Source organism: Kitasatospora sp. NPDC086801, from assembly GCF_044745805.1.
GTDB lineage: Bacteria > Actinomycetota > Actinomycetes > Streptomycetales > Streptomycetaceae > Kitasatospora.
Map to the genome: position 1 here is coordinate 128,064 of NZ_JBIVAX010000014.1, position 9,667 is coordinate 137,730.

General features: G+C 75.0%; 6 protein-coding genes. All 6 read left to right on the forward strand.

Features of this window, described 5'->3' with window-relative positions; all coding sequences use genetic code 11:
- Positions 1–21: 21 nt before the first annotated feature.
- The 6 genes from ACIPLC_RS18060 (at position 22) to ACIPLC_RS18085 (ending at position 9,623) form a co-directional block, all read left to right on the forward strand.
- Complete coding sequence (locus tag ACIPLC_RS18060; RefSeq protein WP_400473964.1) at positions 22–4,536, forward strand: amino acid adenylation domain-containing protein; 4,515 nt, start codon at positions 22–24, stop codon at positions 4,534–4,536.
- Between the two features lie 9 nt (positions 4,537–4,545).
- Complete coding sequence (locus ACIPLC_RS18065; protein WP_400473965.1) at positions 4,546–6,285, forward strand: non-ribosomal peptide synthetase; 1,740 nt, start codon at positions 4,546–4,548, stop codon at positions 6,283–6,285.
- Positions 6,282–7,088 carry a thioesterase II family protein gene (locus tag ACIPLC_RS18070; protein ID WP_400473966.1) on the forward strand — a complete coding sequence of 269 codons (807 nt, stop codon included), beginning with the start codon at positions 6,282–6,284 and terminating at the stop codon, positions 7,086–7,088. The genes ACIPLC_RS18065 and ACIPLC_RS18070 overlap by 4 nt, the downstream gene beginning before the upstream one ends.
- The gene (locus ACIPLC_RS18075) at positions 7,082–8,266 is read left to right on the forward strand and encodes a cytochrome P450 (protein ID WP_400473967.1); all 1,185 of its coding nucleotides are present in this window, start codon (positions 7,082–7,084) and stop codon (positions 8,264–8,266) included. Before ACIPLC_RS18070 ends, ACIPLC_RS18075 begins: the two co-directional genes overlap by 7 nt.
- Positions 8,267–8,406: 140 nt before the next feature.
- Complete coding sequence (locus ACIPLC_RS18080) at positions 8,407–8,619, forward strand: MbtH family protein (protein ID WP_400473968.1); 213 nt, start codon at positions 8,407–8,409, stop codon at positions 8,617–8,619.
- Positions 8,620–8,627: 8 nt separating this feature from the next.
- Positions 8,628–9,623: a TauD/TfdA family dioxygenase gene (locus tag ACIPLC_RS18085; protein WP_400473969.1), complete on the forward strand. Its 996-nt coding sequence runs from the start codon at positions 8,628–8,630 to the stop codon at positions 9,621–9,623.
- Positions 9,624–9,667: the final 44 nt, after the last annotated feature.

The window sequence follows — 9,667 nt, forward strand, 5'->3', positions numbered from 1 at the left end:
GCAGACGAAGGGAACGAGGCCGTGGGCCCGTCCGACCACCCGGCGCGCACCGCGCCCGTCTCGGGGCTGCAACGCGGCCTCTGGTTCCTCGACCGCCTCGATCCGCAGGCCGTCACCTACTGCACCCCCTGGACCGTCGACGTCACCGGCCCGTTGGACCTCCCGCTGCTCCAGCGCGCGCTGGACGCCGTGGTGGCCCGGCACGAGGTGCTGCGCACCACCTTCGCGCTGCACTCCGACGGCCCCCGCCAGCAGGTCCACCACACCCTCGCCGTGCCGCTCGCGGTGACCGACCTGCGCCCGGCCGGACCAGGCGCGGGCGGCCCCGAGCAGGCCGGACGCCTGGAGGAACTGCTCACCGCCCGCTGCGCCGAACCCTTCGACCTGGCCGCCGGCCCGCTGCTGCGCGCCGAGGCCTTCCGGCTGGCGGACGAACGCACCACCCTGCTGTTCACCGTCCACCACATCGTCTGGGACGGCTGGTCCGCCGAGGTCTTCGAGCGTGAACTCGCCGACCTGTACGGCGCCGCGGTGCAGGGCCGGCAGGCCGACCTGCCGGAGCTGACCGAGCAGTACGCCGACTACGCGGTGGAGGAGCTCGGCACCTCCTACGAGGAGCACCTGACCTACTGGAAGGAGGAACTGCACGGCGCACCCGCCCTGCTGGAGCTGCCCACCGACCGGCCCCGGCCCGCCGAGCGCGGCGCGGCAGGACGGACCGAGGAGTTCGGGCTCGCCCCCGGCACGGCCGCGAAGGTGCGCGCCCTGGCGGAGGCGGAGGGCGTCACCCCCTTCACCGTCCAACTAGCCGCCTTCGCCCTGCTGCTGAACCGCTGGACCGGCGCCGACGACCTGGTGATCGGCACCCCGGTCACCACCCGCAACCGCCCCGAACTGGAGCACCTGCTCGGCTACTTCGTCAACCTGCTGCCGCTGCGCCTGCGGCTCGCGCCCGGGTTGACCTTCCGCGGCCTGCTGGAGCACGTCCAGGACGTGGCCTTCGACGCCTACGGCTACCTCGACGTGCCCTTCGACCACCTGGTCGACCAGCTCGGCGCCGCCCGCACCGCGCAGCACCCGCCGGTGGTCCAGGTGGTGTTCGGCGCCCACGACGAGGACCGCACCCCGCTCGTGCTCGGCCCGGCCACCGCCGAGAGCCGGGTGCGCTCCAACGGCACCAGCAAGTTCGACCTCACCTGGTCCGTCTTCGACAGCACCGGGACCGGCGGCGGGGCGGTCGGCGGCACCGGAGACGGCACCGGAGGCGACCCCGGCGGCGAACTGCGCGGCGAGGCCGAGTACCGCAGCGAGCTGTTCGACGCCGGGACGGTGCGCCGGCTGGCCGCCGACTTCGGCGCCCTGCTCACCGCGGCCCTGGACGACCCCGACGCCACCGTGCTGCGGCTGACCGGCCGCACCGCCGGGGCCGAGGCCGTCCGGGCCACCGACACCCCCGGCCACTGCCTGCACCGGCTGTTCGAGCAGGCCGCCGACGCCCACCCCGACCGGCCCGCCGTCAGCGACTCCGGCCGCACGCTGGGCTACGCCGAACTCGACCGCCGGGCCAACCGCCTGGCCCACGCCCTGCGCGCCCGCGGGGCCGGCCCCGGCGACCGCGTCGGCATGCTGCTGGACCGCACGGCCGACGTCCTGGTCACCGTCCTCGGCGTGCTCAAGACCGGCGCCGCGTACGTGCCCGTGGACCTCGCCGCCCCCGCCGACCGCGCCGCGCTCGTCTTCGACGACGCCGACGTCACCCTCGTCGTCACCGACCGCCCGGACCGGGTCCCCGAAGGCCCCTGGCAGGCCTACGACCTGACCGCCGAGGCCGCCGACCTGGCCGCCCGGCCGGACCACCGGCCACCGGCCGCCGGCCGCCCCGGGGACGTCGCCTACATCATCTTCACCTCCGGCTCCACCGGCCGCCCCAAGGGCGTCGCCGTCGCCCACGAGCACGTCAGCCGGCTCCTGGCGGACGGCGCGGAGCACTTCGGCTTCGGCCCGGAGGAGACCTGGACGCTCTTCCACAGCTACGCCTTCGACTGGACGGTCTGGGAGATGTGGGGCGCCCTGCTGCACGGTGCCCGCCTGGTCGTCGTCCCCTACGTCACCAGCCGCTCGCCGGAGGAGTTCGCCGAACTGCTGGAGCAGGAGCGGGTCTCCTTCCTCTGCCTCACCCCCTCGGCGCTGCGCCAGCTGGAGCCCGTGCTGCGGCGCGGCCCGCGCGACCTGTCCGCACTGAAGTGGATCATGCTCGGCGGGGAGGCACTGGACCCGGGCGTCGTCCAGCGCTGGTTCGAACTCGACCCGCCGCCCCCGGCCCGGCTCTGCAACCTGTACGGCATCACCGAGACCACCGTCCACGTCACCACCCACGACCTGGCCGGCAGCGCCGGCTTCGAGCGCAGCCTGATCGGCGCGCCCATGCCGCACCTCACCGCCCAGGTCCTGGACGACTGGCTGCGTCCGGTGCCGCCCGGCGCGGCCGGCGAGCTGTACATCGGCGGCGGCAGCCTCGCCCACGGCTACTGGGGCCGCCCCGGCCTCACCGCGGGCCGTTTCGTCGCCGACCCCTACGGCCCGCCCGGGGCGCGGCTCTACCGCACCGGCGACGTCGCCCGGCGCCTGCCCGGCGGCGGCCTGGAGTACATCGGACGCGCCGACTTCCAGGTCAAGCTGCGCGGCTTCCGGATCGAGCTCGGCGAGATCGAGAACGCGCTCGCCGCCCACCCCGACGTCGAGGCCTGCGTGGTCACCGTGCACGAGGACCGGCTCGCCGCGTACGTCACCGGGCGCGAGCCCGCCGACGTCCGCGGCTTCCTCGGCCGCTCGCTGCCCCCGTACATGGTCCCGGCGAGCTTCACCGTCCTGGAGTCGCTGCCGCTCACCGTCAACGGCAAGGTGGACCGCGCCGCGCTGCCCGCCCCCGGCCAGCGCGCCGCGGCCACCGGAGGCCGCCACGTCGAGCCGCGCACCCCGGAGGAGGAGGCCTTCGCCGCCGTCTGGACGGAGGTCCTCGGGGTGGACGGCATCGGCGTCCACGACGACTTCTTCCACCTCGGCGGCGACTCCATCCGGGCCGTCCAGCTCGCCGGCGCGCTGCACGAGCGCGGCTGGGGGGTGAGCCTGCGGGACGTCTTCAACGCCCCCACGGTCGCCGCCCTGCTGCCGCTGGCGAAGCCCGTCGCCGACGGCCCGGCCGGCCACGAGCCCTTCGCCCTGATCACCCCGGAGGACCGCGAGGACCTGCCGCCCGGCCTCACCGACGCCTACCCGATGGTCTCCATGCAGCTCTCCATGGTCTTCCACATGGAGATCGCCGGCGGCACCGACAGCTACCACAACGTCAACTCCTACCGGCTCTCGGGCGACCTCGACGAACGGGCCTTCCGCCGCTCGGTCGCCGAGGCGATGGACCGCCACGCGGTGCTGCGCACCGGCCTCGACCTGTCCGGCTACGGCGAACCGCTGCAACTCGTGCACGGCCGAGTGCCCGCGCCCGTCGAGTTCACCGACCTGCGCGGCGAGCCGGACCAGGACCAGGACACGGCGATCCGCGCGGTGTTCGACACCCACCGGTGGACGCCCTTCGACCTCACCACCCCGCCGCTGTTCCGGATCACCGTGCAGCGCCTCGCCGAGGACGCCTTCCAGCTCACCATCTCCGAGCACCACGCCATCCTCGACGGCTGGAGCTTCACCTCGCTGCTCACCGAGATCCTGGAGCGCCACACCGCCCTGGCCGCCGACCCGCTCGGCGCCCCCGCCCCACCGCCGCGCACCGCCTTCCGCGACTTCGTGGCCGTCGAACGGCAGGCCGCCCAGGACGAGCAGTCGCTCGCGTACTGGCGCGACCGGCTGTCCGGCGTCAGCGGCCAGCTGTTCCCCGGCAGCGAGGACGTGCACGAGGCGCCGCGCACCGTCGAGCGGGTGCTGCCCGAGGCGCCCGGACAGCTGCGGCTGGTCGCCGACGCGCTGGCGGTGCCCGTCAAGTCGGTCGCGCTCGCGGCCCACCTGCACGCCCTCGCCGCCATCACCGGGCGACGGCGCGTCACCACCGGCCTCGCCGTGAACGGCCGGCTGGAACGGCTCGGCGGCACCGAGGTGTACGGGCTGTTCCTCAACACCGTCCCGCTGAGCTGCGAGCCCACCGGCGACCTGCTCGCCCTGGCGCGCGAGGTGCACCGGGAGGAGCTGGACATGATGCCGCACCGCCGGGTGCCCTTCGCCCGGCTCGCCCGGCTGATGACCGACACCGCGCTGGACAGCCAGTTCGGCTACCTGCGCTTCCACGCCCTGGGCCAGCTCAGCTCGGCCCGCATCGTGGACGGCCGGATCGGCTGCGAGCCGACCCTGCGCCACGAGCCCAACAGCTTCGCGTTCGGCGCCTCGCTGATCCAGGACCCGGTCTCGCAGCGCGTGCTGCTCGCCGTGGACCACCAGCGCTCCCTGGTCACCGACACCACCGCCGAGCAGTTCATCGACACCTACACGGCAGCCCTGCGCACCATGGCCGCCTCCGTCCGAGAGTCCTGAGGAACCGTCATGACCGACCTCCTGCACCGCCTGCGCGATGCCGCCGCCGCGCACCCCGAGCGCACCGCCGTCCTCGCCGGAGCGGCCCGCCTGGACTTCGCCGAACTCGACCTGCGCACCGCCGCGCTGGCCCGCGCCCTGCGCGCCCACGGCGTCGGCCGCGGCGACCGGGTCGGCGTCCACCTCGCCCGCACCGCCGACCTGCCGGTCGCCCTGCTCGCCGTCTGGCGGGCCGGCGCCGCCTACGTCCCGCTCGACCCGGCCTACCCCGCCGAGCGGCTGGCCTTCATGGCCGCCGACGCGCGGCTCGCGGCCCTGATCAGCGCCGACGGCCTCGCGGCGGTCCAGGGCGTGCCGGTCCTGGGCCCGGACGCCGCTGCCGACGGGCTTGACCTGCCGGAGGCGGCCGACCCGCTCGACCCCGCCTACGTCATCTACACCTCCGGCTCCACCGGGCTCCCCAAGGGCGTCGAGGTGCCGCGCGGCGCCGTCGCCGCCCTGGTGGAGGCACTGGAGGCCACCGGCGCCTACCGCGCCGAGCCCGGGGTGGTCGGCTGGAACGCCAGCGTCTCCTTCGACGCCTCCGTCCAGCAGTGGGCCCGGATCTGCCGCGGCGACACCGTCCTGGTCATCGGCGACGAGCACCGCGCCGACCCCGCCCGGGTGGCCGCCCTGCTGGCCGAGCACGCCGTCACCGACCTCGACCTGACCCCCTCGCACTGGGAGCTGCTGCGCGAGCCGCTCACCGGCGCCCGGGTGCCGCGGCTGTTCATGGGCGGCGAGCCCGTCCCCGAGCACACCTGGCGGGAACTCGCCGACGGCGGCATCGACGCGCTCAACCTGTACGGGCCCACCGAGTGCACCGTCGACGCCGTCACCGCGCCGATCAGCGGCCCCGGGCCGCACCTGGGCGAGCCGCTGCCCGGCGTGCGCCTCCACCTCCTGGACGAGCGGCTCGCCCCGGTCGCCGACGGCCTCGTCGGCGAGCTGTACCTCGCCGGGCCCGGGCTCGCCCACGGCTACCCGGGCCGCCCCGGGCTGACCGCCGGCCGCTTCGTCGCCGACCCGTCCGCCCCCGGCGAGAGGATGTACCGCACCGGCGACCAGGCCCGGCGCGGCGAGGGCGGCCGACTGGAGTACGTCGGCCGGGTGGACCGCCAGGTCAAACTGCGCGGCTACCGGATCGAACTCGGCGAGGTCGAGCACGCGCTGGCCCGGCTGGAGGGCGTCCAGGCCGCCGCCGTCACCGTCCACGAGCCCGCCCCCGGCGACCGCCGGCTCGCCGGCTACGTCACCGGCGGCGTCACCGCCGCCGAGCTGACCGAGCGGCTGCGGGCCGCCCTGCCCGCGCACCTGGTGCCCTCGGTGATCACCGTGCTGGACGCCATGCCGCTCACCCCGAACGGCAAGGTCGACCTCACGGCGCTGCCCGTCCCCGCGGTCGAGGAGGCGCCCTCCGAGGGCGCCGGCGGGCTGGCGGAGCAGGTCGCCGAGGTCTGGCGCACCGTGCTCGGCCTGACCGGCGTCACACCCGCCGACGACTTCTTCTCGCTCGGCGGCCACTCGCTCGCCGCACTGCGCGTCGTCCACCTGCTGCGCCGCCGGCTCGGCATCGAGCTCCAACTGCGCCACCTGCTGGACTCGGCCGACCTGGCCGCCTTCACCGCCACCGTCGAGCACGCCGTCGAGGCCGGCACCGCCGCCCCCCGGCCCGCCCTGACCGCCCGCGCCCGGGTCGGCGGCGCATGACCACCGCCGCGCGGGTGCGCCCCCGCGTCGAGGGGGACTGGCTGCTCGTCCCCGTGCCCCAACCGCACCGCCCGTTCCGGCTGTTCTGCTTCCCGCACGCCGGGGGCGACGCCACCGCCTACACCCCGCTCGCCCGTGCCCTCGCCCCGACCGCCGAGGTCTGGGCCCTGCGCCCGCCCGCCCGCGGCGGCCGCCTCGGCCACCCGATGCCCGCGAGCTTCGACCTGCTGGTCGACGCCGTCGTGGACGCCCTCACCCCGCACCTGACGGGCCGATTCGGCTTCTACGGGCAGAGCTTCGGCGCTCTGCTCGGCTACGAGGTCGCCCGGGCGCTGCCCGCCGAACGGCGGCCCGAACTGGTGGTCGCCGCCTCCGCCTCGCCGCCCGCCACCTGGGCCGGGCGGGACCGCCCGCAGCACACCGCCGACGACCTGCTCCGCCTCGCCGGCATGGGTGAACTCATCGAGGCCGATGCCGAGTTGAAGGAACACGCGCTCCAGGGGATCCGTACCGACCTGGCCGTGGTCGCCACCTACCGCCCCCGCCCGCACCCGCCGATCGGCTCGGACCTGCACACCGTCGCCGGCGTCGACGACCCGATGCTCGGTTCCGCCGGGCTCCAGGGCTGGGCGGTCCACACCCGTGGCGCCTCCGGCCACCACGTCGTCCCCGGCGGCCACCTGCTCGCCACCGTCGACGGGCCCGGCCCGGTCGACCTGCTGACCTCCCTCATCGAGCGACCGGGCCCGGGCCACCGGGCCGGCGCCGCCGCCGACCAGTCCACGACGGAGTCCCCATGCTGACCACCACCCCGGTCGACCTCACCGACCCGGGCCTGTGGGCCCTCCCCGGCACCCCCGCCCTGGTCGCGGAACTGCGCCGGGAGGCCTCCGTCCACCGCACCGACACCGTCGACGACGGGCCGATCTGGTCGGTGCTCTCCTACCGGCACTCCGCGGAGGTGCTGCGCAACGCCACGCTCTACAGCTCCGAGCAGGGCTCGCTGCTCGGTGCCGGCGAGGGCAACGTCCCGGTCGGCTCCGGCCGGATGATGGCCCTCACCGACCCGCCCCGGCACCGCGAACTCCGCGCGCCCGCCAACCCGTTCTTCGCCCCCGGCCCGGTGCGCGGAGCGTCCCGCGGCATCGCCGAACTCGCCGCCTCGATCGTCGACCAGGCCGTCGAGCGGGGCGAGGTCGACCTCGTCGACGCCGTCTCCGCCCTGCCGCTGTCCGTCATGTGCGACCTCCTGGACGTCCCCGAGAAGGACCGCGAGATGGTCGAGCGGGTCTGCGACGTCGCCTTCCTCGGCCGCACCCCCGAGGAGCGCCGGGCCGGTCACCAGCAGCTCATCCCCTACCTGCTGCACCAGGTGATGCTGCGCCGCACCGACCCGCGCGACGACCTGATCAGCATGATGGCCACCTACCGGGTCGGCGGCAAGCTGCTGCCGGTCGAGGACGTCGTCCTCAACCTGGACAACATCGTGGTCGGCGGCGTCCAGACCGTCCGCCACACCGCGGCCATGGGCCTCCACACCCTCGTCCAACACCCTGACCTCTGGCGGCAGTTGCAGCGGGGCGAGGTCGGCATGGACGCGGCAGTGGACGAACTCCTGCGCTGGACGTCGGTCGGACTGCACACCCTGCGCACCGCGAGCCGGGACACCGAGCTCGACGGCCGCACCATCCGGCGCGGCGACCGGGTCGCGGTCTGGGTGTGGTCCGCCAACCGGGACCCGGAGGCCTTCGACCGGCCCGAGGAGATCCGGCTCGACCGCGCCCCCAACAAGCACCTCGCCCTCGGCCTCGGCGCCCACTACTGCATCGGCGCGCCGCTGGCCAAGGCCGAACTCGGCGCCCTGTTCACGGCGATGCTGGAACGCGTCGCCGTGATCGAACCGACCGGCCCGGTCGTCCACAACCGCTCGATCATCAACTTCGGCCTGGACCACTTCCCGGTGCGCCTCACCCCGCGCTGAACCGCCCGGCACACCCCGCGCTGACCAGGGGCCCGACGGCAGGAGCCCCGCGCGAGCCGAACTGCCGCGTTCCTGCCGCGACTCCTGCCGTTCCGCCCCCCGGCCCGCCCCTACCTTCGAAACAACCCAAGGAGGACACCATGAGCAACCCGTTCGAGGACGACAACGCCGGCTACCTGGTGCTGGTCAACGACGAGAACCAGCACTCGCTGTGGCCGGTCTGGATCGACGCGCCGGCCGGCTGGACCACCGTCCACGGCGAGGACACCCGCCAGGGCTGCCTCGACTACATCGAGGCCAACTGGACCGACATCCGGCCCGCCAGCCTGACCGCCTCCCTCGCCCGGCAGTGAGCGCGACCATGCTGACCTGGGAACTGAACCCCGGCCGCCCGGCCCTCGCCCACGCCCCGCGCACCGCCGACATCGGCGAGGCCCGCGACTGGCTGCGCGAGAACGAGAGCGAGCTCACCGAAGCCCTGCACCGGCACGGCACGATCTTCCTGCGCGGCCTGCCGGTCGCGAGCACCGAGGACGTCGCGGCCGTGCGCGACGTCCTCATCCCCGAGCGCACCCCCTACCGGGAGAAGGCCACCCCGCGCAGTGACTACGGCAACGGAGTCTTCTCCTCCACCGACCTGCCGTCGCCCCAGCCGATCCGGATGCACAACGAGAACAGCTACACCCTCACCTTCCCGGGCCGGCTGCTCTTCGCCTGTCTGACCGCCCCCGAGGAGGGCGGCGCCACCCCGACGGCCGACTGCCGCCAGGTGCTCGGCCGGCTGCCCGCGCACCTGGTCGAGCGGATGCGGACGTCCGGCTGGACACTCACCCGCAACTACTCGGACTACGTCTCCCTCGGCTGGCGCACCGCCTTCGCCACCGAGGACCGGGCCGAGGTCGAGGCCTACTGCCGGGAGAACGGCATCACCTGGGAGTGGCTGCCGGACGGCAACCTGCGCACCGGCCAGCTGCGCCCCGGCACCATCCACCACCCGGCGACCGGCGAGGAGGTCTGGTTCAACCACCTCGCGTTCTGGAGCGAGTGGTCGCTCGACCCGGACATCCGCGAGGCGATGACCGACGAGTTCGGCCCGGACGGCTTCCCGTTCAACACCGGATTCGGGGACGGCGCACCGCTGGAGCGCGCCGACGTCGACGCCCTGAACGAGGCGTACCACGCCGCGACCGTGCGCGAGCGCTGGCAGGCCGGCGACGTGATGCTGGTCGACAACGTGCTCTGCGCGCACGGCCGGGACCCGTACCGCGGCGACCGCAGGATCGCCGTCGCGATGGGGCAGCCCCTCGACGTCCTGGACTGCCGGCCCAGCGTCCGGCCCACCCTGGCCGTCGCCTGACCGCCCGGTTCCGAACACCCCGTGCCGTGACGTGAGTAGAGGAA